The organism is Cupriavidus sp. IDO (genome assembly GCF_000812465.1).
In the GTDB taxonomy this organism is placed as follows: domain Bacteria; phylum Pseudomonadota; class Gammaproteobacteria; order Burkholderiales; family Burkholderiaceae; genus Cupriavidus.
The window spans coordinates 97,464-123,773 of record NZ_JWMA01000034.1 but is presented as its reverse complement, the minus strand read 5'-3'; the positions used below and the strand labels follow the sequence as shown (position 1 = coordinate 123,773).

Below are 26,310 nucleotides of genomic sequence, written 5' to 3'. Positions count from 1 at the left end.
ATGCGCATCCTCTTCATCACCGATCCGCTGGAGACCTTCAAGACCTACAAGGACTCCACCTACGCCATGATGACCGAGGCCGCCGCGCGCGGCCACGAATTGTTCTGGTGCCTCCAGTCGCAGCTGTCGCTGTCCGGCCAGCAGGTGGAGACCGCGGCGACGCACCTGCAACTGACCGGCGACAGCCACGACTGGTACCGCGAAGGCAACCAGGCGCTCGAACCGCTCACGGCCTTCGATGCGGTGCTGATGCGCAAAGACCCGCCGTTCGACATGGAATACGTCAACAGCACCTGGCTGCTGGAGCTGGCCGAATCCCATGGCGCCAAGGTCTTCAACAAGCCGCGCGCGATCCGTGACCACTCGGAGAAGCTGGCGATCGGCCAGTTCCCCGAGTTCATCACGCCAACGCTGGTGACGCGCGACGCCGGCCGGATCCGCGACTTCCATGCCGAACATCGCGACATCATCGTCAAGCCGCTCGACGGCATGGGTGGCATGGGCGTGTTCCGCGTCGGCGCGGACGGCATGAACCTGGGCGCCATCGTCGAAACGCTGGGCGAGGACGGCGCGCGCACGCTGATGGTCCAGCGCTACATTCCGGCCATCAAGGACGGCGACAAGCGCATCCTGCTGATCGGCGGGGTGCCGGTGCCATACTCGCTGGCGCGCGTGCCGATGGCTGGCGAAGTCCGCGGCAACCTGGCCGCCGGCGGCACCGGGCGCGCGCAGGAACTCAGCACCCGCGACCGCGAGATCGCCGAGGCGCTGGCGCCGGGGCTTTGGGAACAAGGGCTGCTGCTGGTGGGCCTGGATGTGATCGGGGATTACCTGACCGAGGTCAATGTGACGAGTCCGACCTGTTTTCAGGAGATCACGCAGCAGACCGGCTTCCAGGTCGCGGCCATGTTCATCGACGCGCTCGAGCATGCCGTGGAGGCACATCGCTGATCCGCGCAAGCTGTCCGCCGCGGTTATCGGGTGGACAGCAAGAAATGGCAAAAAAGCGCGCTGAGGGCGCCTGCTACAATCGGGGCAATCCAACGGATTCACCATCATGGCAGGAATTCTGATCATCGCGCATGCACCGCTGGCTTCGGCCCTGCGCGATTGCGCCGCCCACGTCTACTGCGGCGCACCGCAGCGGGTGGAGGCTATCGACGTCCTTCCAGACGCGGATCCTTCTGTAGTCCTGGCCGAGGCCAGGCGCCGGCTGGAGTCCGTGTGCGAAGAAAACGGCGCGCTGGTGCTGACCGACATTTTCGGCGCCACGCCTGCCAATATCGCCGCGCGCCTGGCCGAAACGGGCCGCGTCAAGGTGCTCGCCGGGGTCAACCTTCCCATGCTTGTACGCGCCATCTGCTACCGGAGCGAAAAGCTCGACCAGCTTGCCACCAAGGCGCTGGCCGGCGGGTCGCAGGGCGTGCTGCAGGTCGGCACGACAACCGTACAAAACCAAACTGCCAACCTTCCCGACAAATATGCTGCAGAGGGACACCACCATCATCAATAAGCTCGGGCTGCATGCCCGTGCATCCGCAAAGCTGACACAACTGGCGGGTAGCTTTGTCAGCCAGGTCAAGATGTCCCGCAACGGACGCCAGGTCGACGCCAAAAGCATCATGGGCGTGATGATGCTGGCGGCGGGGATTGGTTCCACGGTGACCATCGAGACCGATGGCCCGGACGAGCAGGAGGCGATGGACGCGCTGCTGGCGCTGATCGCCAACCGCTTCGGTGAGGGAGAGTGAGGCCGGCGGCCTCTGCCAGAATTCTTAAACGTTCCTGACGGAGCGGTACATGCCTTTCGCCCTGCACGGCATCCCGGTCTCGCGTGGCGTCGCCATCGGTCGCGCCCATCTGCTGGCGCCGGCGGCGCTGGATGTCTCGCACTACCTGGTCGACGAGGACCGCCTGGACGCGGAGGTCGAGCGCCTGCGCTCGGCGCGCGCCGCCGTGCGGTCCGAGCTGGCCACCCTCAAGCGCGATCTTCCGCGCGAGGCTCCCGAGGAGTTGGGTGCCTTCCTCGATGTGCACGCGATGATCCTCGACGACGAGGCGCTCTCGCGCGAGCCCGAGGCGCTGATCCGCGGCCGACGCTACAACGCGGAGTGGGCGCTGACCACCCGGCTCGAGGAGCTGATGCGCCAGTTCGACGAGATCGAGGACGCATACCTGCGCGAGCGCAAGGCCGACATCCATCAGGTCGTGGAGCGCATCCTGAAGGTGCTGGCGGGCGCGCCCGTGCTGGCGCCGGCACCGGTCCCCGCGCTGGCGGCCGATGGCGAGCCCGCGCCAGGCGTGATCGTGGTGGCCCACGACATCGCCCCGGCCGACATGCTGCAGTTCCGCCACACCGTGTTTCACGGCTTTGTCACCGACATGGGCGGGCGCACCTCGCATACCGCCATCGTCGCGCGCAGCCTGGACATCCCGGCGGCGGTGGGCGTGCAGAGCGCCAGCGAGCTGATCCGGCAGGACGACTGGATCATCATCGACGGCGATGCCGGGCTGGTGATCGTCGATCCGTCGGCCATCATCCTCGAGGAATACCGCCATCGCCAGAGCGAGCGGGTGCTGGAGAAAAAGCGCCTGCAGCGCCTGCGCCACACCCCGGCGGTGACGCTCGACGGGCTGGAAATCGACTTGCTGGCCAATATCGAGATGGCCGAGGACGCCGGCGCAGCACTGGCTGCCGGCGCGGTCGGCGTCGGCCTGTTCCGCTCCGAATTCCTGTTCATGAACCGCCGCGGCGACCTGCCCGACGAAGAGGAGCAATTCCAGGCCTACCGTGCGGCGGTCGACGCCATGCACGGCCTGCCGGTGACGATCCGCACCATCGACATCGGCGCGGACAAGCCGCTGGACGGCCGGGGTGATGGCCGCAGCGACGACTTCGAAACCGCGCTGAACCCGGCGCTCGGGCTGCGCGCGATTCGCTGGTCGCTGTCCGAGCCTGCCATGTTCCTCACGCAGCTGCGCGCGCTGCTGCGGGCGTCGGCCTTCGGCCCGGTGCGCGTGCTGATCCCGATGCTCGCGCATGCGCGCGAGATCGACCAGACCCTGGACCTGATTGCGCAGGCCAAACTGCAGCTCGACGAACGCGGCCTGCCGTATGACCCCGGCCTGAAGGTCGGCGCGATGATCGAGATACCGGCCGCGGTGCTGCTGCTGCCGCTGTTCCTGCGCCGCATGGACTTCCTATCGATCGGCACCAACGACCTGATCCAGTACACGCTGGCGATCGACCGTGCCGACAATGCGGTCGCGCACCTGTTCGACCCGCTGCACCCCGCTGTGCTGCAACTCATCGCACGCACCATCCGGGAAGCCAACCGTGCCGGCGTGCCGGTCGCGGTCTGCGGTGAAATGGCGGGCGATTCGACCATGACGCGCCTGCTGCTGGGCATGGGCCTGCGCGAGTTCTCGATGCATCCGGCGCAGCTGCTGCGGGTCAAGCAGGAGGTCCTGCACGCCCACTGCGGACGGCTCGAGCCGCTGGTGGACCAGGTGCTCAACGCCTATGACCCGGAAGAGCTGGCGGCAGCGTTGCGGCAGCTTGCCAAACCCTGAAAGTTGTAGGGTTTTTCGCGGATCGTGCAAGCAGACCAGGGGTCACTTCTCAGAATAAAAAGTGGTTCTGGCAGCGCTAATTTTCTGCTCTCAGTGGCCTTCGAATAACGTTCCCAGATGTGGCTTAATGGGAATTGTTATCATTTTCGATCTCTGATATTCTGATGTTCATTCGGGGCGGCATGCTGGTGCCGCCAGCTCCCAAGGAGGGCCTTGTGTACGTCTGCATCTGCAACCAGATTACCGATCGTGAGATTCATGGTGCTGCTCACCTGGGCGTTGAAACGCTCGACGAGCTGGCCGAGACTCTCGGTGTCGGTACCTGCTGCGGCCGCTGCCGCGAATGCGCTCACCAGGTCCTGCAGGAAGGCGTCGCCGCAGTGCGAAACGTCACCGTCGCTACCCTTTCGAACATCCAGGTTGTGGAGATTTCTTCCTGTTCCGCATCCGGCCCATGTACCATAATGGACACTCGGGACCCGGCAGTCGCGAACGACCAGCGCAAGGCGCTGGTAGCCTGAACGCGCCCATGAACTGATCGATTCAGCTCCCGGCGCGTTTTTGCGCATTCGCATTATTGTCTGACTGCACACGGCGCCTCTGGCGCCGTTTCGTATTTTTGCGCGGGCCCGATGCAACAGGAGCCGCCAATGAAAGGTGACAAGAAGGTCATCCAGCATCTGAACGCCCAGCTCAAGAACGAGCTGACCGCGATCAACCAGTATTTCCTGCACGCCCGCATGTATCGCCACTGGGGCCTGAAGAAGCTCGGCGACGTGGAGTACAAGGAATCGATCGGCGAAATGAAGCACGCCGACCGGCTGATCGAACGCATCCTGATGCTCGACGGCCTGCCCAACCTGCAGGACCTGCACAAGCTGCTGCTGGGCGAAGACACGCCCGAGATGCTCAAGTGCGACCTGAAGCTGGAGCAGACCGCGCACGCCACCGTCAAGGAAGGCATTGCCTACTGCGAGTCGGTCGGCGATTACGTCAGCCGCGAGATCCTGGTCGATATCCTCACCGACACCGAGGAACATATCGAATACCTGGAAACGCAGCTGGACCTGATCGACAAGGTCGGCCTGCAGAACTATCTGCAATCGCAGATGGAGCCGGGCGAGCAATAAGCCACCGGGCTTTACCGGTCGCCAGTGGACTAATCACCGGCGGCCGGAATCTTCGCGTGGCGCATCAAGGCGCCGCCGCTTCGCATATCCTCCAGCCATAACCCTTCTCATTCCAATTCCTTTCTTCATCCAGATTGCCGGACAGGAGTCGTCATCATGGCCAACCCCATTCGCCTGACGCAGTACAGCCATGGCGCCGGCTGCGGCTGCAAGATTTCCCCCAAGGTGCTCGACGTGATCCTGGCCGGCAGCGGCGCGCAGAATCTCGATCCGCGCCTGTGGGTCGGCAATGCGTCGCGCGACGACGCGGCGGTCTACGCGCTGGATGGCGCGGACAGCGGACGCGGCGTGGTGTCGACCACCGACTTCTTCATGCCTATCGTCGACGATCCGTTCGACTTCGGCCGCATTGCCGCCACCAATGCCATCAGCGATATCTACGCGATGGGCGGCGATCCGCTGATGGCCATCGCCATTCTCGGCTGGCCCGTGAACGTGCTGCCGCCGGAAGTCGCGCGCGAAGTGGTGGCTGGCGGGCGCAAGGCTTGCGACGAAGCGGGCATTCCGCTGGCGGGCGGCCACTCCATCGATGCGCCGGAGCCGATCTTCGGCCTGGCCGTGACCGGTATCGTCGACCGGACCAATATGAAGCGAAACGACACCGCTACCGCGGGCTGCCGGCTCTACCTGACCAAGCCGCTGGGCATCGGCGTGCTGACCACCGCGGAAAAGAAGGGCCTGCTGCGTGAAGACAATGCGCACCTCGCGCGCGACTGGATGTGCGTGCTGAACCGGCCCGGCAGCGCGTTCGGACGCCTGGCCGGGGTGCGGGCGATGACCGACGTGACCGGCTTCGGCCTGCTCGGCCACCTGGTGGAAATGGCCGATGGCAGCCGCCTGACGGCGCGGCTGGACTATGCCGCGGTGCCGGTCCTGCCCGATGTCATGCCATACATCGAGGCCGGCTGCGTGCCGGGCGGCACCCAGCGCAACTTCGACAGCTACGGCCATCGCATCGGCGCGCTCGACGCCGCGCGGCGTGCGGTGCTGTGTGATCCGCAGACCAGCGGCGGCCTGCTGGTCGCGGTCGAGCCGGCAGGCGAAGCCGAGTTCCTGGCGACTTGTGCAGGGCTGGGCCTTTCGCTGAAGCCGATTGGCGAAATGGCGGTGCGCGGCGAGTACGCCGTCGAGGTTGCCTGATGCGCGAAGACACCAGCGATTTCCGACGGCTGTTCCTGAGCGGCGTGGCGCTGCTTGATGTGCGTGCGCCGCTCGAGTTCGCGCGCGGCGCTTTTCCGGGGGCCGTCAACCTGCCGCTGATGGACGACGAGGAACGGCACCATGTCGGTCTGCGCTATGCGGAACAAGGCCAACAGGCCGCTATCGAGCTGGGGCACCAGCTGGTCGCTGGTGAGCACAAGGCTTCGCGCATCGCAGACTGGGCGCGCTTCGCGCAGTCGCATCCGGACGGCTATCTCTACTGCTTTCGCGGCGGGCTGCGTTCCCAGCTGGTGCAGCAATGGCTGCGCGATGAAGCCGGCATCGACTATCCGCGCGTGAGCGGCGGCTACAAGGCGATGCGCGGCTTCCTGGTCGACACGATCCAGGGTGCGGCCAGCGGGCAGGACTTCCTGGTGCTGGGCGGCCTGACCGGCAGCGGCAAGACCGACGTGATCGCCGGGGTGGAAGCCGCCATCGACCTCGAAGGCCATGCGCGCCATCGCGGCTCGGCGTTCGGGCGGCGCGCGCTGGCGCAGCCGCCGCAGATCGATTTCGAGAACGCGCTGGCGATCGATATCCTGCGCCATATCGACGCCGGCTACCGCGCGCTGGTGGTCGAGGACGAGGGCCGTTTCATCGGCAGCCGCGACGTGCCCCAAGTGCTGTCGCAACGCATGCAGGCCAGCCCGCTGGTATGGCTGGAAGCGTCGTTCGGGGAGCGGGTGGAGCGGGTCCTGCGCGACTACGTGCTGGGGCTGGCCGCCGAGTTCATCGCCGAACACGGGCCAGAGGCAGGGTTCGAGGCCTACGCCACGCGCCTGCGCGACGCCATGGCGAGCATCGCGCCGAGGCTGGGCGGGGCGCGCTACGGAAAACTGTCGGAGTTGCTGGACCAGGCGCTGGCTCGCCAGTCAGAGCATGGCGAGCCGGACCTGCATCGCGGCTGGATCGAAGTCCTGCTGCGCGACTACTACGATCCGATGTATGACTTCCAGCGCGAAAGCCGCGCCTCGCGCATCGTGTTTCGCGGCGACCGTGCCGCGGTGACGGCCTGGTTACGGGAGCATGCGGGGCGCTAGTGTTCTGCGCCGCAGACCGGACAATCCGGCGTGCGCGCCAGCCGCATCGTAGTCCATTCCATCGTCATCGCATTCACCATCAGCAGGCGGCCTGCCAGGGTTTCGCCCACGCCCGTCAGCAGCTTGAGCGCTTCTGCAGCCTGCACCGTGCCGACCATGCCGACCAGCGGCGCGAACACGCCCATGGTGGCGCAGGCGACTTCCGGCGCCGGCTCCGAGGGCGGGAACAGGCAGGCGTAGCAGGGCGCGTCCGGCTGACGTCGGTCATACACGCTGATCTGGCCGTCGAAGCGCAGCGCGGCGCCCGAGACCAGCGGCACACGATGGCGCACGCAGGCCCGGTTGACGGCCTGGCGGGTGGCGAAGTTGTCGCAGCAATCCAGCACGACGTCGGCCTGTGCCACCAGCTTGTCGAGTTCGGTGTCGCCGACCCGGGCAGCGATGATTTCGATTTCCACGCCCGGATTGATCCGCAGCATGCCTTCGCGCGCGGACTCCACCTTGAGCCGCCCGACATTGGCGGTGGTGTGGATGATCTGGCGCTGCAGGTTGGTCAGGTCGACCTGGTCGTTGTCGACCACGGTGATGCGGCCCACGCCGGCCGACGCCAGGTAGGGCAGCGCGGCGGCGCCCAGGCCGCCGGCGCCGATGACCAGCGCGTGGCCCGAGAGCAGGCGTTGCTGGCCCTCGATGCCGAGTTCGTCCAGCAGGATGTGGCGCGAATAGCGCAGCAATTGATCGTCGTTCATGGCTTGGTACGCGGAACTGGACACTAGCGATGTCGAATGATGGCACGGAATGCAAAAGCGGCCCCGCAGGGCCGCTTTTTGCGTGGCTTGGCGCTCAGGGCGCCTTGCCGGTCGGCGTGCCGAGCGGCTCGCCGATCGGTGCGCTCGCCGGAGGCTGCTTGCCCGGTGCCGGCGCGGCCGGCTTGGCGGCCGGAGCGCTTGCGCCCTTGGTGCTGCTCTTCGGCGCGGCCTTGGCAGGCTTGTCAGCCTTGTCGGCCGGCGGGTTGGTCTCGAGCTTCGACTTGGAGCGCTTGACCGGCTGGCCGTTAAGCTGTGCGACGGCCTGCTGCAGCATGAAGTCCTCCGCCGAGCCGAACTCGATTGGCTTCTTGCGGCGTTCCTTCTCGCGCTCTTCCGGCGTCTTCTTGGCGTTATCTTCTTCCAGGCGGCGCAGTTCCTCGACGCGGCGCTGCTCGCGCTCGTTCATCTCGGGCTCTTCCGATTCCTGCTTGTTGTGCAGGTGGCGCTCGGTGTCGATCTCACGCGTGATCAGCGCATCGTCCGGATCGCCTTCGGGGTTCTGGTCGACCGGGATGTCCGGGCGGATGCCCTTGGCCTGGATCGACTTGCCGGTCGGCGTGTAGTAGTACGCGATGGTCAGCTTGATGCCGGTGTCGTTGGTAAGCGGGCGCACCGTCTGCACCGAGCCCTTGCCGAACGTGGTCTTGCCCATGATCAGGCCGCGATGGTGATCCTGCAGCGCGCCTGCGACGATCTCGGAAGCCGAGGCCGAGTAGGCGTTGGTCAGCACCACCAGCGGGATCTTCTTGTAGACCGCCGGCAGGTCCTTGAGCGGATCGTCTTCCAGCGACGACAGGCGGTAGTTGTTGAACGTCGCCTTGTAGACCCGCTTGGCATCCGGCACCTGGCCGTTGGTGGAGACCACCGTCGAGTCTTCCGGCAGGAACGCCGCGGCCACGCCGACCGCGCCTTGCAGCACGCCGCCGCCGTTGTTGCGCAGGTCCAGGATCACGCCCTTCAGGTTCGGGTCCTTCTGGGCCATCTCGGTCAGCCTGCGGCCCAGGTCGGCAACGGTGCGCTCCTGGAAGCTGGTCAGGCGCACCCACGCGATGTGGTTGTCCAGCATCTTGGTCTTGACCGACTGCACGCGGATCTCGGCGCGCGTGATCGAGACCGGGAAGGTCCTTTCCTCGCTCTTGCGGTAGATGGTCAGCGTGACTTTGGTGCCGGGCTCGCCGCGCATGCGCTTGACCGCCTGCTCAAGCGGCAGGCCGCGCACGGGCTTGTCGTCGATGCGGGTGATCAGGTCGCCCGGCTGGATGCCGGCGCGGAAGGCGGGCGTATCTTCGATCGGATTGATGACCTTGACCAGGCCCTCTTCCTGCGAGATCTCGATGCCCAGGCCGGCAAAGCGGCCGCGGGTGCCTTCCTGCAGTTCCTTGAAATCCTTCTCGTCCAGGTAGGCCGAGTGCGGGTCGAGGCTGGCGACCATGCCCTTGATGGCTTCGGTCAGCAGCTTCTTGTCATCGACCGGCTCCACGTATTCCCGCTTGATCTGCCCGAAGATGTCGGCCATCAGCCGCAACTGGTCGAGCGGCAAGGGGCCGGAGGAATTCTGTGCCGTCGCCGAAATCTGCAACGTGGCAAGCACGCCGGCAACAAGTCCGACCGAGACTAGGCTGATGTTCTTGAGCGTCTTACGCATGAGGGCTGCCTGAACGTGTACGTATGGGGATTATGCCGGCTGCAGCCGCCTGGCGTCGGGCGCCTGGCGGTTTGTCCGACAGTATAAGTGGGTGTGAACAAAAAGGCCTGTCACGTCCTGGTTCAGGGTGGGCGGCCGCACTGAACAACGGTGCCGCGGCCGCCCGGGCTTCGCTTAGCGTGCCTTGCCCTGGCTTGCCACGGCCGCGAGCGAGGCGGCGATGGCTTCCTGGTCACCCAGGTAGTAGTGACGCAGCGGGCGCAGGTCGGCATCCAGCTCGTAGACGAGCGGGGTGCCGTTGGGAATGTTGAGGCCGACGATATCGTCATCCGAGATCTGATCCAGGTACTTCACCAGCGCGCGGATACTGTTGCCGTGCGCGGCGACGACCACACGCTTGCCGGATTTGATGTCGGGAGCGATGGAATCGTTCCATAGGGGCAGCACGCGGGCTACCGTGTCCTTCAAGCACTCGGTCAGTGGGATCTGTTCGCGCGGGACGTTTGCATAACGCGGATCGCTGAATGAAGCGCGCGGATCGGTCGGCTCCAGCGCGGGCGGCGGGGTGTCGTAGCTGCGGCGCCACACCAGCACCTGCTCGTCGCCGAACTTTGCGGCGGTCTCGGCCTTGTTCAGGCCCGCCAGCGCACCGTAGTGGCGCTCGTTCAGGCGCCACTCGTTCTTCACCGGAATCCACATCAGGTCCATTTCGTCCTGCACGTGCCACAGGGTACGGATGGCGCGCTTCAGGACCGAGGTGTAGGCCACGTCGAAGGAAAGGCCCGCTTCGTTGAGCAGCTTGCCGGCCTGGCGGGCCTGCACTGCGCCGGTCTCGGTCAGGTCCACGTCGACCCAGCCGGTGAAGCGGTTTTCGAGGTTCCACGTGGATTCGCCGTGGCGGATGAGGACAAGCTTGTACATGCTGCTGCTTCCAGAGAGTAAATGACCTGCGTGCGTCCGGGCCGTCGCTTTGCGGCTTGTTGCCCGCTTTTGCCCTGCCGTGTGCCAGCCAGGCCACAATCGCGGCTGCCGATATGAAACCAGCCACCGGACGCCAAACCGCGTATTTTATAATGCCGCCGACCCAACCTACCGGAATGCCAACGTGAATTTCTTCGCCGACTATAACAACCTCGCCCTGATCGCCCTCGCCGTGGTCTCGGGTGGCCTGCTCGCCTGGCCGACCATTGCGCGCAGCACTGGCGGAAAATCCGTCAATACGGCCACCGCCACGCAGTTGATCAACAAGCGTAGCGCGGTTGTGGTGGACATTCGCGAGGCCGCCGAGTTTGCCAAGGGCCACCTGCCGCAGGCCAAGAGCGCGCCCCTTGCTGACCTGCCCGCCCGCGCCAACGGGCTTGCAAAGGACAAGTCTGTCCCCATCATTGTCGTGTGCCAGACTGGCCAGCGCTCGGGCAAGGCCCAGGCAGCGCTGAAGGAAGCCGGGTACAGTGAGATCTATTCGCTCGAAGGCGGCCTTGCCGCCTGGCAGCAGGCCGGATTGCCGGTCGTCAAGTAACAAGCCGCGGCCGGCAGGTCGTATCCGTCACAATGCGTGGCCCCGGAAACGCCCGGGTTCGCGCCGCCAGTATCAAGGAGAACCGCATGGCCCGCGTCGTCATGTACAGCACGGTGGTGTGTCCGTATTGCCAGATGGCCGAGCGCCTGCTCAAGGCCAAGGGCGTCGAGGCGATCGAGAAGATCCTGATCGACCGCGAACCCGGCAAGCGCGAGGAAATGATGTCGCGCACCGGCCGCCGCACCGTGCCGCAGATCTACATCGACGATACCCACGTGGGCGGTTTCGACGATCTCTCGGCGCTGGACCGCCAGGGCGGCCTGGTGCCGCTGCTGGCTGCCTGACGGAGCTGCCCCCGGCGCGGGTGTAATAGGCACCCGCGTCATGTACCATATGCGTTTTCCAACCGGGCGCCGACCCGCGCCGTCAACGGCTGCCGCTGACCGCACCACCGCGCCCAACGCCCATCATTCCGGAAGCCTTTCATGAGCGACCAGCAAAACACCCAGCAGGAAGATCAACCCTTCTTCAACATCCAGCGCGTGTACCTCAAGGACATGTCGCTCGAGCAGCCCAACTCGCCGGGCATCTTCCTCGAATCGGAAGCGCCGTCGGTGGAAGTGCAGGTCAACGTGGCCGCATCGCAGCTGCAGGAAGGCATCTTCGAAGTGGTGGTGACGGGCACCGTGACAACCAAGGTCCAGGACAAGGTTGCGTTCCTGGTGGAAGCCCACCAGGCCGGTATCTTCGATATCCGCAACGTGCCGGTCGAGCAGCTTGATCCGCTGCTGGGCATCGCCTGCCCGACCATCCTCTACCCGTACCTGCGCGGCAACATCGCCGACGTGATCACCCGTGCCGGCTTCCAGGCCATCCACCTGTCGGAAATCAACTTCCAGGCCCTGTACGAGCAGCGCTTGCAGGCCGCCATGGAAGAAGCCCAGGCAGCCGAAGGCGGCAACAGCGGCATCGTGATGCCCGACGGCAGCCAGGCCCGCCACTGATTCCAGGCGTCCGGCACGTCAAAACGGGGCTGCGGCCCCGTTTTGCCTTTTCTGAGACCCGGACTACCATCGACTGCGCCGACCCTCCGTTCGAGCTGCCATGAAACTTACTTTCCTCGGTGCCGGTGCCTGGGGCACTGCTCTCGCCAGCCACGCTGCTGCCACCAATGACGTGGTGCTGTGGGGCCGCGACCCCGCGCAGCTTGCGGAAATTGGCGCGACGCACGTCAATCAGGCCTACCTGGCCGGGGTGAAATTGTCGGAACGGCTGGCCGTTGAGGCCGATTTCGAGCGCGCCGTCAGCCACGCCGCGGATGATCCCGACGGCCTGGTGATCGTGGCGACGCCGGTATCGGGGCTGCGCGAAATGACACGCCGCCTCGCCACGCGCAGTGACAAGCCGGTATCGATGCTATGGCTGTGCAAGGGTTTCGAAGCCGGCACGCATGCGCTGCCGCACCAGATGGTGCGCGAAGAGCTGGATGCCGCCGGCCGGCACGATGGCTTTGACTACGGCGTGCTGACCGGCCCGAGCTTTGCCCGCGAGGTGGCGCAGGGCTTGCCGTGCGCGCTGACGGTGGCCGCCAGCGTGCCGGCGCTGGCGGACCGTGCGCAGGCCGCCTTCCATCACCACGCCATGCGCGTCTACGGCAGCGATGACCTGACCGGGGTTGAGGTCGGCGGCGCGGTCAAGAACGTGCTGGCGATCGCCACTGGCGCCAGCGATGGCCTCGGGCTGGGGCTGAACGCCCGTGCGGCGCTGGTCACGCGCGGACTGGCGGAGATGACGCGGCTCGGGCTCGCGCTTGGCGGCCGGGTCGAGACGTTCATGGGCCTGGCCGGTGTCGGCGACCTGATCCTGACCGCGACCGGCGATCTCTCGCGCAATCGCAAGGTCGGCCAGCAGCTGGCTGCCGGGCAGAGCCTGGAGCAGGTCCTGGCCGGGCTCGGACACGTGGCCGAAGGCGTGCGCTGCGCGCAGGCGGTGGCAGCTCTGGCCGCGGCGCACAATGTCGAGATGCCGATTGCGCGGGCCGTGTGTGCCGTCCTGTTCGATGGGTTGAGCGCTGCCGATGCCGTAGCGCAACTGCTCCAGCGCGATGCGCGCGACGAATAGCCCGCCAACCCTTCAGCCGTTCTCCACCGCCACATGCCTTCCCGCCGCCAAGCGCTGATCGCGCTCGCCGCCGCCTGCGCCGCAGGCGCATCCGCCAATGTCTTCGCCCAGCCGTGGCCGTCCAGGCCGCTGCGCATGGTCGTGCCGTTTCCGGCGGGTTCGTCGCCCGACCTGATCGCGCGCATCCTCACGGAAAAGCTGGCGGCCGTGCTCGGGCAGCCGGTGGTGGTGGAGAACCGGCCGGGTGCCGGCGGCAATATCGGCACTGGCATGGTCGCGAAGGCCGCGCCCGACGGCTACACGCTGCTGTTCACGATCAACGGGCCGCTGGTGACGGCGCCCACGCTGTCGCGCAACCTGAACTACGATCCGTTCCGCCAGTTGGCGCCGGTGACGCTGGTGGCGACCTCGCCCAATGTGCTGGTGGTCGACGCGCGGCTGCCGGTGCATAACCTGCGCGAGTTCGTTGCGCTGGCGAAGTCGAAGCCAGGGCAGCTCAACTATGGCTCGGTCGGCAACGGCAGCGCCGCGCACCTGGCGATGGAGCAGCTCAAGGCGATGGCCGGCATCGACCTGCAGCATGTGCCGTATCCCGGCTTTTCGCAGATCACGACGGCGATGGTGGGCGGACAGATCCAGGCCGGCTTCATGGTCCCGGCGATCGCCATGCCGCAGGTCAATGCCGGCAAGCTGCGCATTCTTGCGGTGACGAGCACAGGGCGCACCGCGGTCCTGCCGTCGGTGCCGACGGTGGCCGAATCGGGCTATCCGGGATTCGAGGCGATTTCCTGGCAGGCGGTGCTGGCTCCCGCGGGCACGCCGCAGGCGATCATCGACCGGCTCTACCATGAACTGGTGGCGATCATCGGCAGCACGGACGTGCGCGAGAAAATGCGTGCGCAGTATTTCGTGCCGGCCGGCACGGCCCCCGCTTCGCTGCGCCAGACCATGGCGAGCGAGAAGGCGCGCTGGGACAAGGTGATCCGAGCGGCCGGCGTCCAGCCGGAATAAGAACTGTCTTAGCTGCCGCCTGCAAAGCCGTTCTGGCGCCAGGCCTCGAACACCACCACGGCGACGGTATTTGAAAGATTCAGGCTGCGGTTGTTCGGCCGCATCGGCAGGCGGATGCGCTGCGCAGCGGGAAACCACTCGCGCCGCTCGGGTGCCAGGCCGCGTGTCTCTGAGCCAAATACAAACCAGTCGCCAGGCGCGAAGCTGACCTGCCCGAAGGGCGTCGAGCCGTGCGTGGTCAGCGCGAACATCCGCGACGGATCGGGCTGCTCGCTGGCCATCATGGCGTCCCAGCTGTCATGCACGCGCATGGTGGCGAACTCGTGGTAATCCAGCCCGGCGCGGCGCATGCGCGCGTCCTCCAGCGGAAATCCCAGTGGCCTGACCAGATGCAGCTGCGCGCCGGTATTGGCGCACAGGCGGATCACATTGCCCGTGTTGGGCGGAATCTCCGGTTCGACCAGAACAACGTTGAACATGGTGCGGGCTTCCTTGGCTGGAGCAGGGGGCACCCTGCGTGAAAATCGGTGCGCAGCTTACCGCGCGCATGGCGGGCTGTCACCCGGCCATCGGCTTCATGGTGTGCGCAGTGCGACGATAACGCTCACCCGGGCCGCGCCGTGCGCCTTGAGCATGCGCGCGGCTTCGTCCAGGGTGGCGCCCGAAGTCATCACATCATCCACCAGCGCAACATGGCGGCCTGCGAGGGAACGCGGCCGGCTCAGGCGGAATGCATCGCGCAGGTTCACCTGGCGCGATGCGAGGTCCAGCGTGTGTTGGGTCGCGGTGTCGCGCCGGCGTCGCAGCAGGACAGGATCGCTCGGCAGCCCGAGCGCGCGTGCGAGCGGCCGGGCGATCTCCCATGCCTGGTTGAAGCCGCGCTCCGCCAGCCGTTGCGGGGACAGCGGCACCGGTGCGAGCAGGTCGGGCGGCCGCAGGTGCGCAGCGGCCCACGCGGCGGGCAGACGCGCGGCCAGCGCCGCGGCGAGCCAGCCTGCCAGCGGCAGCACGTTGCCGAACTTCAGCGCGAGGACCAGCCCATCCTGCGGCGGCGCGTAGTCGCCAAGGGTGCAGGCATGATCAAAGGCGGGCTGGCCGGTCGCACATGCCGCACAAGGCTGGTTGCGCTTGCGGGCCAGCGCGCAGACCGGACAGCGGGAAACCGGGCGCAGCAGGTCGCCGGCACACTGCCGGCAGACTACGTCGTCCTGCACGGCGCCGCACAGCGTGCACTGGCACGGCAGCAGGGCGCACAAGGCACCCGGAAGCACGTGGCCACGGTGTGCGCCGAAGGCCGGTCCGACGAGTTCCGCGAGGCGCGCGTATACTTGCCGTCCAGCCGCAATGCGCCATCGGCGGCTGCCTCGCACGGCCGGATCTCCGGCCGCTTCTTTGTCCTTTTGCTGGCTTTCCCGTCCGTGTCCCTGCATGCTGCCGATTCTCCCGATGCCTTCCTGCCGCCCACGCGGCTGACCCGGCTTGCCTTTGACCGGCGCAGCGCCAGCTTCGGCAAGCTCGATTTCCTGCTGGGCGAGATCGGGCAACGCATGCAGGAACGCATGGAAGTGATCCGCCTGGCGCCGCAGCGCGCGCTCGATATCGGCTGCGGGCATGGCCAGGGCCTGGCCGCACTGCGCGCCCGCTTTCCGGATGCGCAGATCGCGGGGCTCGACGTTTCGGGGGCGATGCTGAGCGAGGCCGGACAGCGCGATCCGCAGCGCCGCCCCGGCTGGATCGGCCGCATGCTCGGCAAGCGGCCGCTGTTCGACCTGGTCCAGGGCGATCTTGCCACATTGCCTTTTAGTGCCGCGAGCTTCGACCTGTTGTGGTCCAACCTGGCGCTGCACTGGTTTCCCGAGCCGCATCGCGTCTTTCCGGAATGGCACCGGGTCACGCGCGACGAAGGGCTGGTGCTGTTCTCGCTGTTCGGGCCCGATACGCTGAAGGAGCTCCGCGCGGCGTTCGCGGAAGTCGACAACGCGCCTCATACGTTGCGATTTGTCGACATGCACGATATCGGCGACATGCTCGTGCACAGCGGCTGGTCCACGCCGGTGATGGACATGGAAACCCTGACGGTCACCTACGAATCGCCCGAGACGCTGCTGCGGGAAGTGCAGGCCTTCGGCGGACTCAGGACGGCCGGCCCGGGCGGGCTGCGTGGCCGCCGCTGGTACCAGGCGCTGCTGGCGGCGCTGGCGAGACAGCGCAACGCTGAGGGTGTGATCCCGCTGACCTTCGAGATTGTCTACGGGCATGCCTGGAAACTGCCGCCGCGCGGCGGCCAGGCGGTCGACGAACTGGGCCGGGCGGTGGTGCCGCTGGACAAGATCGGCAGGGCGCGGCCGCGTGGCTGACGGTTAAAACAGAGTTAACCTTGCGTTGAGCGGAATTTCCCGCCAACGCAGTGCTGGCGCGGCCTGGAAGGCGATATCAGTTGTTGTGCCAATGCATAAAACCTTGGGGCACGCAAGCCTTGTGGTCAAGTAGTGGCCTTGTCCGAGTATGGGAAGCGCCCTATAATGCGCCAGTTTGTCGCAGTGGTCCCCTGGCACAAGAACGCCCTGGAATTTGCACTCGCAAGTGCACCCTCGGCGCAATCGTCCCGGGCGTGCATCCGATGCAGAGTGGTTGGCGATGCAAGACTTGGGTATCGCATTCCAGACGGCAAGTGGTGACTCCGGCGGAAATCTCGACGGACCTCCCCCCGCGCCCACCGACTGGCTGATGAAGCGGAATTGCTCGCTTTCTCCACGCCAGGTCGGCTGGTTTTACCTCTCGATCTTCACTGTCTCGCTTGTCATCGCGTTGTTTTTCGCGTGGCAGGGGTCCTGGCTCGTGCTGCCTTTCGCCGGCCTGGACCTGCTCGGGCTGGGGATTGCTCTGCTTGTGTATGCGCGGCATGCGACGGACTATGAGCGCGTCAGTATTACCGACGGCATGCTGGTCGTGGAGACAGCCAGCGGCACGCGGGTGACGCGCCAGGAATTCAACCCGCACTGGGTGCGGGTCGAGCTGGGTGAATCGGTCCGGGCGCTGGTGACTCTGCGGTCGGGCAAGCGCGCTGTGCAGGTGGGGTGTTACGTGGACCCGTACAGGCGGCGCAAGTTCGCGCAGGAGCTCGCAGCGGTCCTGCGCCGCCTCTGAGAGGTGGCGGGGGCGGAGGCGGGGACAGATCTGAATCTGTAAATTGGGTAGATAACAAATGAAAATGTGGAAGAAGGCATCCGCAGCTTGTCTGGCGGGCGCGTCCCTGCTTGCCAGCCATGCGGCCTCCGCGGTCAGTGACATGCCGGGCGGCCCCGCCGTACGGCAGCTCAACCTGACCGAGCCGGTCACCAAGATCGCCGAGCAGATTCACTGGCTGAACTGGATGATGCTGATCATCTGCACGGTGATCTTTGTTGCCGTGTTCGGGGTGATGTTCTATTCCGTGTTCACGCACCGCAAGGCCAAGGGTGCCAAGCCTGCCTCCTTCCACGAAAGCATCACGGTCGAAGTGATCTGGACCATCGTCCCGTTCCTGATCGTGATCGCCATGGCCCTGCCGGCCACCAAGACCGTGGTGGCCATGAAGGACACCACCAACTCCGACATCACCATCAAGGCCACCGGCTACCAGTGGAAGTGGGGGTATGACTACCTGAAGGGCGAGGGCGAAGGCATTTCCTTCGTGTCGACCCTGACCACGCCGCGCGAGCAGATCAACAACGAGCAGCCCAAGTCGAACACCTACCTGATGGAGGTGGACAACGAACTGGTGGTGCCCGTCAACAAGAAGGTCCGCATCGTCACCACCGCCAATGACGTGATCCACGCCTGGATGATCCCGGCCTTCGGCGTCAAGCAGGATGCGATCCCCGGCTTCGTGCGCGACACCTGGTTCAAGGCCGAGAAGATCGGCGTGTACCGCGGCCAGTGCGCCGAGCTGTGCGGCAAGGAACACGCCTTCATGCCGATCGTGGTGCGCGTGGTGTCCGACGCCGACTACACCAAGTGGGTGGACGGCAAGAAGAAGGAACTGGCCGCCAAGGCCGACGACCCCAACAAGACCTGGACCCTGGACGAAATGAAGGTCCGCGGCGAGAAGGTCTATGCCACCAACTGCGCGGTCTGCCACCAGCCGAACGGCAAGGGCGGCGGCGCCTTCCCGGCGCTGGACGGCTCCAAGATCGTGAACGGCCCGAAGGCCGGCCAGATGCACATCCTGCTGGAAGGCAAGAACGCGATGCCGATCTGGAAGCATCTGTCCGACACCGAGCTCGCATCGGTCATGACCTACACCCGCAACAGCTGGGGTAACAAGACCGGCGAAGTGATCCAGCCGAGCGATTTCGTGAATGCCCGCGCGGGCAAGTTCCCGGAGGGCGGCGGCGCCGGCGGCGATGCCGCCCCGAAGGCGCAGGCCACGCCCGCCGACAAGACAGCAGACAAGCAGGCCAGCCTCGCGGACAGCCGCGTTGCAGGCTGACTCGCTGAAGAAAGAACAGGATTAGAGGAGCATTTGCGATGAGTACTGCTACCCCGGACGCGATCGCCCATCCGCACGACCACGCGCATGATGATCACGCCCACGATCATCCGCATGGCTGGCGCCGCTGGCTGTTTGCCACCAACCACAAGGACATCGGTACGCTGTACCTGCTGTTCTCGTTCATCATGCTGCTGTCGGGCGGCGTGCTGGCGCTGCTGATCCGCCTCGAGCTGTTCGAGCCGGGCCTGCAGTTCTTCCGCCCCGAGCTGTTCAACCAGTTCACCACCATGCATGGTCTGGTGATGGTGTTCGGCGCGATCATGCCGGCCTTCGTGGGCTTCGCCAACTGGATGATCCCGCTGCAGGTCGGCGCGTCCGACATGGCCTTCGCCCGCATGAACAACTTCAGCTTCTGGCTGTTGCCGCCCGCGGCCCTGCTGCTGGCCGGCTCGTTCTTCGCCCCGGGCGGCGCCACCGCCGCCGGCTGGACCCTGTACGCGCCGCTGTCGGTGCAGATGGGCCCGGGCATGGACATGGCCATCTTCGCGATGCACATCATGGGCGCGTCGTCGATCATGGGCTCGATCAACATCATCGTGACCATCCTCAACATGCGCGCCCCCGGCATGACGCTGATGAAGATGCCGATGTTCTGCTGGACCTGGCTGATCACCGCCTACCTGCTGATCGCCGTGATGCCCGTGCTGGCCGGCGCCATCACCATGGTGCTGACCGACCGCCACTTCGGCACGAGCTTCTTCTCGGCCGCGGGCGGTGGTGACCCGGTGATGTACCAGCACATCTTCTGGTTCTTCGGCCACCCCGAGGTGTACATCATGATCCTGCCGGCTTTCGGGATCGTCTCGCAGGTGGTGCCGGCGTTTGCCCGCAAGCGCCTGTTCGGCTACAGCTCGATGGTGTACGCCACCGCCTCGATCGCCATCCTGTCGTTCATCGTGTGGGCCCACCACATGTTCACGACCGGCATGCCGGTGACCGGCCAGCTGTTCTTCATGTACGCGACCATGCTGATCGCGGTGCCGACGGCCGTGAAGATATTCAACTGGATCGCCACCATGTGGAAGGGCTCGATGACCTTCGAGACCCCGATGCTGTTCTCGATCGGCTTCATCTTCGTGTTCACCATCGGCGGCTTCACCGGCCTGATGCCGGCCGTGGCCCCGATCGACATCCAGCTGCAGGACACCTACTTCATCGTGGCGCACTTCCACTATGTGCTGGTGGCCGGCTCGCTGTTCGCGCTGTTCGCGGGCTTCTACTACTGGGGTCCGAAGTGGAGCGGTTTCATGTACAACGAAACCCGCGGCCAGATCCACTTCTGGGGCTCGATCATCTTCTTCAATGTCACTTTCTTCCCGATGCACTTCCTGGGTCTGGCCGGCATGCCGCGTCGCTATGCCGACTACCCGACCCAGTTCGCGGACTTCAACGCGATCGCATCCATCGGGGCACTGGGCTTCGGCCTGATGCAGGTGTATTTCTTCTTCTTCGTGGTGCTCCCGTCCTATCGTGGCGGCCAGCCGGCCGGAGACAAGCCCTGGGAAGGCGCCGAGGGCCTGGAGTGGACCGTGCCGTCGCCGGCGCCGTTCCACACCTTTGAAGTGCCGCCGCAAGTCCGTTAAGCGGTAGTCACGCAACAAGGCCCGGGAGGCGGACCAGGTCCGCCTCCCGGGCCGGCAGATGAAGGCAGTAGCAGCAATGACGCAGTCTCCAGACAAAAACCCATCGCAACGGGACCAGAAAGCCGCCAACCGGCGCCTTGGCCTGATCCTGTTTTCCATCGTGGTGGTTTTCTTTTTGGGGTTCTTCGCCAAGATGGTGTTCCTTGGCTGAAGCTGCAGGGTAGTGAGATGAGCGTCGACCAGCAGGACCAGGCAAGTCGGGAAGCCGAGCGGCGATTCAACCGCGGCATGATGCTGCGGCTGATCGTGATCGTGACGCTGATGTTCGGCTTCGGCTACGCGCTGGTGCCGCTGTACAAGAAGATCTGCGACATCACCGGCCTGAACGTGGTGACGACGCGCGACCTGTACGGCGGTTCGGTGAAGAACACGCAGGTCGACAAGAGCCGCACCATTACGGTGGAGTTCGATTCGAACGCGCGCGGGCCCTTCGCCTTCCGGCCGGTGAAGAACAGCATGGAAGTGCATCCGGGCGAGATGACGACGATCGTCTACGAAGTGGCCAACGGACAGTCGCGCGATATCTCCGCGCAAGCCATCCCGAGCTACGCGCCCAAGCAGGCGACCGAGTATTTCAAGAAGCTGGAGTGCTTCTGCTTCAAGCAGCAGACGCTCAAGGCGAAGGAAGCGCGGGAGATGCCGGTGGTGTTCGTGATCGATCCGGCGCTGCCCAAGGATGTAAAGAGCATTACGCTGTCGTACACCTTCTTCGAGGTGGGCACCCCGGTGGCGCAGGCGCCGCAGGGCCAGCTGGAGGCCGAACCGGCGCCGGCGGGCAAGGGGATCTGAGGCAGCGGCGGTTCGTGCAGGTTGAAAGCAGTCTGGAGGACGTGCCGTGGATGAGCTGAAGGACGCGGTCAAACGCAAGATGTCGTTTGCGCAGACCATGCGGGCGGTGCTGTGGTCGTTTATCGGACTGCGCAAAGGCGCGGATCACGAGAACGACATGGCGCGGCTGAATCCGGTCCACGTGATCATCGCCGGGCTGATTGCCGTGGCGGTGTTCATCACGGTGCTGATCTTCATCGTACGCGCCGTGGTCGGCAACGCCGCGGCATAGCAGGGCAGGTAGGGTAGACAGAAAGCAAAAAGCAGTGCCGCCGGCCGGCCCAGAGGGGCGGGTGGCCGGATGCGCCAATAACGATTACTGAATCAAAGACTCTGAGCTGGAGATAAAAGAATGAGTGCGAACCGCGCAAACGCTCCGTACTACTTCGTACCGGGCCCGTCGCGTCACCCGGTCACGGCAGCCTTCGGCCTGCTGATGACCGGCGCCGGCGCCGCCGGCTGGGTGAACGGACAAGCCTGGGCACCGTACCTGTGCGGCATCGGCCTGGTGTGGTTCCTGTTCGTGCTCAAGAGCTGGTTTGGCGACGCCATCAGCGAATCGGAAGGGGGCATGTACGGCAAGAACATCGACCTGTCGTTCCGCTGGTCGATGGGCTGGTTCATCTTCTCCGAAGTGATGTTCTTCGCGGCCTTCTTCGGCGCGCTGTTCTATGCCCGCACCATCGCCATGCCGTGGCTGGGCGACCTGAACAACAAGATCCTGTGGCCCGACTTTGCCGCCGTATGGCCCAACACTGGCCCGGCCGGCGTGGTGGAAAGCTTCCAGACCATGGGTCCGTGGCCGATCCCGACTATCAACACCGCGCTGCTGCTGATGTCAGGCCTGACGCTGACCTGGGCGCACCACGCGCTGCTGGCCGGCAAGCGCAGCCAGCTGATCCAGGGCCTGGTGCTGACCATCCTGCTGGGCGCGATCTTTATGTGCTTCCAGGCGTACGAGTACATGCACGCCTATTCGGAGCTGAACCTGAAGCTGTCCTCGGGCATTTATGGTTCGACTTTCTTCCTGCTGACGGGCTTCCACGGCTTCCACGTGACCATGGGCGCGATCATGCTGACCGTGGTGCTGATCCGCGTGCTGAAGGGCCACTTCACCCCCGATCACCACTTCGCCTTCGAAGGCGCGGCCTGGTACTGGCACTTCGTTGACGTGGTGTGGCTGTTCCTCTACGTCGTGGTCTACTGGCTGTAAGCAGCGACCGTTGTACCCGCCGGCGGCCTCATCATGGCCTGCCGGCGGGAACCGCAAAAGAGAAGCGCCGCAGGAGGATGACCAGCCTGCGGCGCTTGTTTTTTGCGGTTCCCGTCTGCTTCAGGGATTCATGCGGATGCCGGTGCTGTGAATCCATCCCATCCAGTTCGAAAACAGGATGAACAGGAACAGCGCGATCGAGAAGCCGACGCGGAACATCAGCGAGCGCATCATGTTGGGCGTGCGGCCGCGGTCGCGCATCATGAAGAACAGGGCGGAGGCCAGGCTGCCGATGATAAGGATGAAGGCAACGATGATGACAATGCGCATGGCGGGGCGAGGTTGCCACGGTTGGTGCCGCGGTCTCGTTGGCGGAAAGTCATATTATCGCATCGGCGCCGCGCCTCGGTCGGCACCCGGCGAGGTCTTGTGATGAAACCGTGGCGCGTGTTAAGCCCGCTGCCGACGGCCGCCGCCGTGGTGGTGATAGCCGTCACCTGCGCGCTGGGCAACTGGCAGCTCAACCGCGCACATGAAAAGCTGGCGCGCGCCGCGCGGCTGGAAGCCCTGGCCGCGCAGCCGCCGGTGGTGCTGACCGCCGCGCCGCTGTCGCAAGCCGTGACCGACCGGGCCGTGCGCGTGACAGGGCGATTCGACACGGCGCACACCGTCTTGCTGGATAATCGCCCCCACGGCAACGGCAGCGATACCCGTGCCGGCTTCCTGGTGCTGACGCCGCTGCAGATCCGGGGTGATGCCGGCGCCATGCGCGGCGTGCTGGTGTTGCGCGGCTGGCTGCCGCGCGACGCAGAGGACCGCTTGCGCATCGCGCCGTTCCCCACGCCGGATGGCGAGATCACGCTGGAAGGCACAGCACTGACGGCGGTGCCAAAGGTCTATAGTCTCGGCCAGGCTGCCAGCGCCGAAGCCGGCAACAAGATCCGCCAGAACGTGGATCTGGCGGCATTTGCCGCCGAACTGGGCCTTCCCCTGCAGCCGCTCGTCATCGAGCAGCGCACCGATACCGGCGATGGCCTGGCGCGCGACTGGGCGCCCGCTGACTTCGGCGCGGACCGGCACTATGGCTACGCCTTCCAGTGGTTCGGCCTGGCGGCGCTCACGCTGGTGCTGGTGATCGTGCTGGGCTGGCGGCGTGCGCGCCGGCTTGCCGCCGGAACAGGGCACTAGGACACTTGGATACATGCGCGTGCGCCCGCGGGCGCGCGCGGACTCGGACAAACGGAACACAGACGTACCCATGCCACAGCAAGACTCCGCTCCGGCCCCGGCCGCCACGGCATCGCCGCCGGACTCCCGCATTGACGCGCGCACGCGCCGCGGCCGCCTCCAGATGCTGCTGCTGTTGCTGGTCTGCGCCTCGCCGGTGATCGCCTCGTACCTGACCTTCTATGTGTTCAAGCCTGTCGGCGGTGCCACCAACTATGGCGCGCTGATCGATCCGCAGCGCCCGATGCCGCCGGTGCGCGTGACCAATGAGCGGGGCGAGGCCGTGCCGCTGGAGAGCCTGCGCGGCAAGTGGCTGCTGGTGACGACCGACCCGGCCGCCTGCGACGAGGCCTGCGCAAAGAAGCTGTTCACCATCCGCCAGATCCGGGCCGGGCAGGGACAGGACCGCGAGCGCATCGTGCCGGTATGGCTGATTACCGACGACGGCGCCATCGATGAGCGCCTGACCGCGGCCTACAACGAGCCCTATGCCGGCGTGCGCTTCCTGCGCATCGACCGCAGGATCGCGCAGCAGTGGTTGCCGGCGGAGAAGGGCGGGCGCGCCGAGGACACCATCTTCATGGTCGACCCGCTGGGCAACCTCATGATGCGTTTTCCGAAAGACCCCGATCCGAAGAAGATGAGCGGCGACCTGAAGAAGCTGCTCAAGGTTTCGCGCATCGGCTGACACGGGGTCCACTGGCATGCTGCTTCAACTCGCCATCATCGGCATCCTGATCGCGCTGTTCCCGCTCTCCTACGTGCTGGTGAAGGGCGATCGCAACAAGTACCGCAAGCTGGTCTGGATCACCGCGTTCCTGACGCTGGACCTGATCATGTTCGGCAGCTTCACACGGCTGACCGATTCTGGGCTTGGCTGCCCCGACTGGCCCGGCTGCTATGGCCATTCCAATCCGCATACCGCGATGGAGCCGATCTGGGCCGCCGAAACGGCAATGCCCAGCGGCCCGGTAACGCTGGCCAAGGCCTGGATCGAGATGGTCCACCGCTACTTCGCGATGGCGGTCGGGGTGCTGATCATCACGCTGATGGTACTGGCGTGGGTCAAGCGCCGCGAACTGAAGCAGTCGCCGTGGTTCGCCACCGGTGTGCTGCTGCTGGTGTGCGTGCAGGGCGCATTCGGCGCCTTTACGGTGACGATGAAGCTGCAGCCGATCATCGTGGTGACACACCTGATGCTCGGCATGGCCCTGCTGGCGTCGCTGATCTGGCTGGGCTCGCGCAACGATCCGCCGCATCCGGTGGCGCCTCAGGCAGGCGGCCTGCGCTGGCCCGCGCGGGCGGCGCTGCTGCTGCTGGTGGTCCAGATCTTCCTGGGCGGCTGGGTGAGCACCAACTATGCAGTGCTGGCCTGCACCGACTTCCCGCTGTGCAACGGGCAACTAGTGCCGGAGATGGACTTCGTCCACGGCTTCACGTTCTGGCGCCAGCTTGGCATGACGGCCGCTGGCGACTACATCCCGCACGCGGCGCTGGTGGCGATCCACTGGGTGCACCGCGGCTTCGCCTTCGTGGTGCTGGCCTACCTGGCCTGGTTCGGCCTGCGCGCGCGCCGTTTCGACGGGCTGGACCGTGCTTCCGGCTGGCTGCTGGCGGCGCTGGCGCTGCAGCTCGCGACCGGGATGTCCAACATCGTGTTTGACTGGCCGCTGGTAGCTGCCGTGGCCCACAACGGGGGCGCGGCGGTGCTCCTGCTGCTGCTGGTCCGCCTCAACTACAATATAGGGCTCGCGACCCGACCCGCCGGCGCCGCCTCCGAGGTGCCGACTGCCGCTCGCGCCACATGAAAGACAAAACCCCTCCCGTGGTTACTGCTACACAATCCCATTCCGTGGGCCGGTTACGGCACCTGGCCCGGCAATATGCCGCCCTGACCAAGCCGCGCGTGACGCAGCTGGCGGTGTTCTGCGCCATCATCGGCATGTTCCTGGCCACGCCGGGCATGGTGCCGTGGCGCGTGCTGATCGGTGGCGCGGCCGGCATCTGGCTGCTGGCGGGCGCCGCGTTCGCCATCAATTGCCTGGTCGAGCAGAAGATCGACGCGCTGATGCGCCGCACCGCCTGGCGCCCGTCCGCCACCGGCGAGATCACCACCCCGCAGACGCTGGTGTTTTCCGCCATCCTCGGTGGCGCCGGCATGTGGCTGCTGCATGTGTTCGCCAATGACCTGACGATGTGGCTGACCTTCGCCACCTTCCTTGGCTACGCCGTCGTCTACACCATCCTGCTCAAGCCCGCGACGCCGCAGAACATCGTGATTGGTGGCCTGTCGGGCGCCATGCCGCCCGCACTGGGCTGGGCTGCCGTGGCCGGCGACGTGCCGGCCGAAGCCTGGTTCCTCGTGCTGATCATCTTCACCTGGACGCCGCCGCACTTCTGGGCGCTGGCCCTGTACCGCCGCGCGGACTATGCGAAGTCCGGGCTGCCGATGCTGCCCGTGACCCACGGCGAGCGCTACACGCTGCTGCACATCCTGCTGTACACGCTGATCATGATCGCGGCGACGCTGCTGCCGTTTGTCTACGGCATGAGCGGCTACATCTATCTGGCCGCGGCGCTGGTGCTCGGCGCCGCCTTCCTGGCGTATGCATGGAAGATGTACCGCAACTACTCGGACGAACTGGCGCAACGCACCTTCCGTTTCTCGATCCTGTACCTGTCGCTGCTGTTCGCAGCGCTTTTGGTCGACCACTACTTCAAGTTCGTGCCGCAGGTCTGACCTGCGGCGATGCAGGG

The 26,310-nt window shown here is 65.7% G+C and carries 31 protein-coding genes; 25 read left to right on the top strand and 6 right to left on the bottom strand.

Going from position 1 to position 26,310, the window contains the following annotated elements:
• The 8 genes from gshB to mnmH all read left to right on the top strand — a co-directional run bounded on the left by gshB (position 1) and on the right by mnmH (position 7,003).
• A complete protein-coding gene (gene gshB, locus RM96_RS11615; RefSeq protein ID WP_039010624.1) occupies positions 1-951 on the top strand; it encodes a glutathione synthase in 951 nt (316 codons plus the stop codon).
• Between the two features lie 106 nt (positions 952-1,057).
• A complete protein-coding gene (locus tag RM96_RS11610) occupies positions 1,058-1,513 on the top strand; it encodes a PTS sugar transporter subunit IIA (protein ID WP_039010623.1) in 456 nt (151 codons plus the stop codon).
• Complete coding sequence (locus RM96_RS11605; RefSeq protein WP_039010621.1) at positions 1,482-1,751, top strand: HPr family phosphocarrier protein; 270 nt, start codon at positions 1,482-1,484, stop codon at positions 1,749-1,751. Before RM96_RS11610 ends, RM96_RS11605 begins: the two co-directional genes overlap by 32 nt.
• A 49-nt stretch (positions 1,752-1,800) precedes the next feature.
• Positions 1,801-3,573, top strand: a complete 1,773-nt coding sequence (gene ptsP, locus RM96_RS11600) for a phosphoenolpyruvate--protein phosphotransferase (protein WP_039010619.1) — start codon at positions 1,801-1,803, stop codon at positions 3,571-3,573.
• A gap of 182 nt (positions 3,574-3,755) precedes the next feature.
• Positions 3,756-4,094, top strand: a complete 339-nt coding sequence (locus RM96_RS11595; RefSeq protein WP_082016514.1) for a (2Fe-2S)-binding protein — start codon at positions 3,756-3,758, stop codon at positions 4,092-4,094.
• 129 nt (positions 4,095-4,223) lie between these two features.
• Positions 4,224-4,703: a bacterioferritin gene (gene bfr, locus RM96_RS11590; protein WP_010814835.1), complete on the top strand. Its 480-nt coding sequence runs from the start codon at positions 4,224-4,226 to the stop codon at positions 4,701-4,703.
• Between the two features lie 156 nt (positions 4,704-4,859).
• Positions 4,860-5,903, top strand: coding sequence for a selenide, water dikinase SelD (gene selD / locus RM96_RS11585; RefSeq protein ID WP_039010617.1), 1,044 nt, complete (start codon positions 4,860-4,862; stop codon positions 5,901-5,903).
• On the top strand, positions 5,903-7,003 hold the full coding sequence (gene mnmH, locus RM96_RS11580; RefSeq protein WP_039010616.1) for a tRNA 2-selenouridine(34) synthase MnmH: 1,101 nt from the start codon (positions 5,903-5,905) through the stop codon (positions 7,001-7,003). The genes selD and mnmH overlap by 1 nt, the downstream gene beginning before the upstream one ends.
• On the opposite strand, the gene RM96_RS11575 is transcribed toward mnmH, so the two are convergent.
• From RM96_RS11575 to gpmA, 3 genes are all read right to left on the bottom strand, one after another.
• The gene (locus RM96_RS11575; RefSeq protein ID WP_039010614.1) at positions 7,000-7,752 is read right to left on the bottom strand and encodes a HesA/MoeB/ThiF family protein; all 753 of its coding nucleotides are present in this window, start codon (positions 7,750-7,752) and stop codon (positions 7,000-7,002) included. The two genes, mnmH and RM96_RS11575, sit on opposite strands and share 4 nt — an antisense overlap.
• 94 nt (positions 7,753-7,846) lie before the next feature.
• A complete protein-coding gene (locus RM96_RS11570) occupies positions 7,847-9,457 on the bottom strand; it encodes a S41 family peptidase (RefSeq protein ID WP_039010613.1) in 1,611 nt (536 codons plus the stop codon).
• A gap of 174 nt (positions 9,458-9,631) precedes the next feature.
• The gene (gene gpmA, locus RM96_RS11565) at positions 9,632-10,378 is read right to left on the bottom strand and encodes a 2,3-diphosphoglycerate-dependent phosphoglycerate mutase (RefSeq protein ID WP_039010612.1); all 747 of its coding nucleotides are present in this window, start codon (positions 10,376-10,378) and stop codon (positions 9,632-9,634) included.
• 184 nt (positions 10,379-10,562) lie between these two features.
• Here gpmA and RM96_RS11560 point away from each other — a divergent pair, with 184 nt between their 5' ends.
• The 5 genes from RM96_RS11560 to RM96_RS11540 all read left to right on the top strand — a co-directional run bounded on the left by RM96_RS11560 (position 10,563) and on the right by RM96_RS11540 (position 14,108).
• Positions 10,563-10,976 (top strand): rhodanese-like domain-containing protein, encoded by a 414-nt coding sequence (locus RM96_RS11560; RefSeq protein WP_039010611.1) that lies wholly within the window; start codon positions 10,563-10,565, stop codon positions 10,974-10,976.
• A gap of 86 nt (positions 10,977-11,062) precedes the next feature.
• The gene (gene grxC, locus RM96_RS11555) at positions 11,063-11,320 is read left to right on the top strand and encodes a glutaredoxin 3 (protein ID WP_039010610.1); all 258 of its coding nucleotides are present in this window, start codon (positions 11,063-11,065) and stop codon (positions 11,318-11,320) included.
• Positions 11,321-11,461: 141 nt separating this feature from the next.
• Complete coding sequence (secB, locus tag RM96_RS11550; protein ID WP_039010609.1) at positions 11,462-11,980, top strand: protein-export chaperone SecB; 519 nt, start codon at positions 11,462-11,464, stop codon at positions 11,978-11,980.
• Between the two features lie 100 nt (positions 11,981-12,080).
• Entirely contained in the window at positions 12,081-13,097 is a 1,017-nt protein-coding gene (locus RM96_RS11545) for an NAD(P)H-dependent glycerol-3-phosphate dehydrogenase (RefSeq protein WP_039010607.1), read from the top strand.
• Positions 13,098-13,130: 33 nt separating this feature from the next.
• Positions 13,131-14,108, top strand: a complete 978-nt coding sequence (locus tag RM96_RS11540) for a Bug family tripartite tricarboxylate transporter substrate binding protein (RefSeq protein ID WP_039010606.1) — start codon at positions 13,131-13,133, stop codon at positions 14,106-14,108.
• An 8-nt stretch (positions 14,109-14,116) separates the two neighbouring features.
• Here the strand turns inward: RM96_RS11540 and trmL are convergent, their stop codons facing one another.
• Both trmL and RM96_RS11530 read right to left on the bottom strand, forming a co-directional pair.
• Entirely contained in the window at positions 14,117-14,587 is a 471-nt protein-coding gene (gene trmL / locus RM96_RS11535; protein ID WP_039010604.1) for a tRNA (uridine(34)/cytosine(34)/5-carboxymethylaminomethyluridine(34)-2'-O)-methyltransferase TrmL, read from the bottom strand.
• A gap of 96 nt (positions 14,588-14,683) precedes the next feature.
• Positions 14,684-15,538: a ComF family protein gene (locus RM96_RS11530; protein WP_082016513.1), complete on the bottom strand. Its 855-nt coding sequence runs from the start codon at positions 15,536-15,538 to the stop codon at positions 14,684-14,686.
• Here RM96_RS11530 and RM96_RS11525 point away from each other — a divergent pair.
• The 8 genes from RM96_RS11525 (at position 15,527) to RM96_RS11495 (ending at position 22,326) form a co-directional block, all read left to right on the top strand.
• The gene (locus tag RM96_RS11525) at positions 15,527-16,465 is read left to right on the top strand and encodes a methyltransferase domain-containing protein (protein WP_039010667.1); all 939 of its coding nucleotides are present in this window, start codon (positions 15,527-15,529) and stop codon (positions 16,463-16,465) included. The genes RM96_RS11530 and RM96_RS11525 overlap by 12 nt on opposite strands.
• A gap of 280 nt (positions 16,466-16,745) precedes the next feature.
• Complete coding sequence (locus RM96_RS11520; protein ID WP_039010601.1) at positions 16,746-17,255, top strand: DUF2244 domain-containing protein; 510 nt, start codon at positions 16,746-16,748, stop codon at positions 17,253-17,255.
• A gap of 58 nt (positions 17,256-17,313) precedes the next feature.
• On the top strand, positions 17,314-18,579 hold the full coding sequence (gene coxB / locus RM96_RS11515; RefSeq protein ID WP_039010600.1) for a cytochrome c oxidase subunit II: 1,266 nt from the start codon (positions 17,314-17,316) through the stop codon (positions 18,577-18,579).
• Between the two features lie 38 nt (positions 18,580-18,617).
• Positions 18,618-20,225 carry a cytochrome c oxidase subunit I gene (gene ctaD / locus RM96_RS11510; protein ID WP_039010598.1) on the top strand — a complete coding sequence of 536 codons (1,608 nt, stop codon included), beginning with the start codon at positions 18,618-18,620 and terminating at the stop codon, positions 20,223-20,225.
• A gap of 58 nt (positions 20,226-20,283) precedes the next feature.
• Positions 20,284-20,436 carry a cytochrome oxidase small assembly protein gene (locus RM96_RS39325; RefSeq protein WP_193752434.1) on the top strand — a complete coding sequence of 51 codons (153 nt, stop codon included), beginning with the start codon at positions 20,284-20,286 and terminating at the stop codon, positions 20,434-20,436.
• A 17-nt stretch (positions 20,437-20,453) separates the two neighbouring features.
• On the top strand, positions 20,454-21,074 hold the full coding sequence (locus RM96_RS11505) for a cytochrome c oxidase assembly protein (protein ID WP_039010596.1): 621 nt from the start codon (positions 20,454-20,456) through the stop codon (positions 21,072-21,074).
• A gap of 46 nt (positions 21,075-21,120) precedes the next feature.
• Positions 21,121-21,345, top strand: coding sequence for a DUF2970 domain-containing protein (locus RM96_RS11500; RefSeq protein WP_039010594.1), 225 nt, complete (start codon positions 21,121-21,123; stop codon positions 21,343-21,345).
• 120 nt (positions 21,346-21,465) lie between these two features.
• A complete protein-coding gene (locus RM96_RS11495) occupies positions 21,466-22,326 on the top strand; it encodes a cytochrome c oxidase subunit 3 (protein WP_039010592.1) in 861 nt (286 codons plus the stop codon).
• 120 nt (positions 22,327-22,446) lie between these two features.
• Here the strand turns inward: RM96_RS11495 and RM96_RS11490 are convergent, their stop codons facing one another.
• Positions 22,447-22,656, bottom strand: coding sequence for a twin transmembrane helix small protein (locus RM96_RS11490; protein WP_039010590.1), 210 nt, complete (start codon positions 22,654-22,656; stop codon positions 22,447-22,449).
• Positions 22,657-22,758: 102 nt separating this feature from the next.
• On the opposite strand from RM96_RS11490, the gene RM96_RS11485 reads away from it, so the two are divergent.
• The 4 genes from RM96_RS11485 (at position 22,759) to cyoE (ending at position 26,293) form a co-directional block, all read left to right on the top strand.
• The gene (locus tag RM96_RS11485; RefSeq protein ID WP_039010588.1) at positions 22,759-23,514 is read left to right on the top strand and encodes an SURF1 family protein; all 756 of its coding nucleotides are present in this window, start codon (positions 22,759-22,761) and stop codon (positions 23,512-23,514) included.
• A 70-nt stretch (positions 23,515-23,584) separates the two neighbouring features.
• The gene (locus tag RM96_RS11480) at positions 23,585-24,241 is read left to right on the top strand and encodes an SCO family protein (protein WP_039010586.1); all 657 of its coding nucleotides are present in this window, start codon (positions 23,585-23,587) and stop codon (positions 24,239-24,241) included.
• Positions 24,242-24,257: 16 nt separating this feature from the next.
• Positions 24,258-25,361 (top strand): COX15/CtaA family protein, encoded by a 1,104-nt coding sequence (locus RM96_RS11475; RefSeq protein ID WP_039010585.1) that lies wholly within the window; start codon positions 24,258-24,260, stop codon positions 25,359-25,361.
• Positions 25,358-26,293: a heme o synthase gene (gene cyoE, locus RM96_RS11470; protein ID WP_039010584.1), complete on the top strand. Its 936-nt coding sequence runs from the start codon at positions 25,358-25,360 to the stop codon at positions 26,291-26,293. The genes RM96_RS11475 and cyoE overlap by 4 nt, the downstream gene beginning before the upstream one ends.
• The last annotated feature ends 17 nt before the right edge of the window (positions 26,294-26,310 follow it).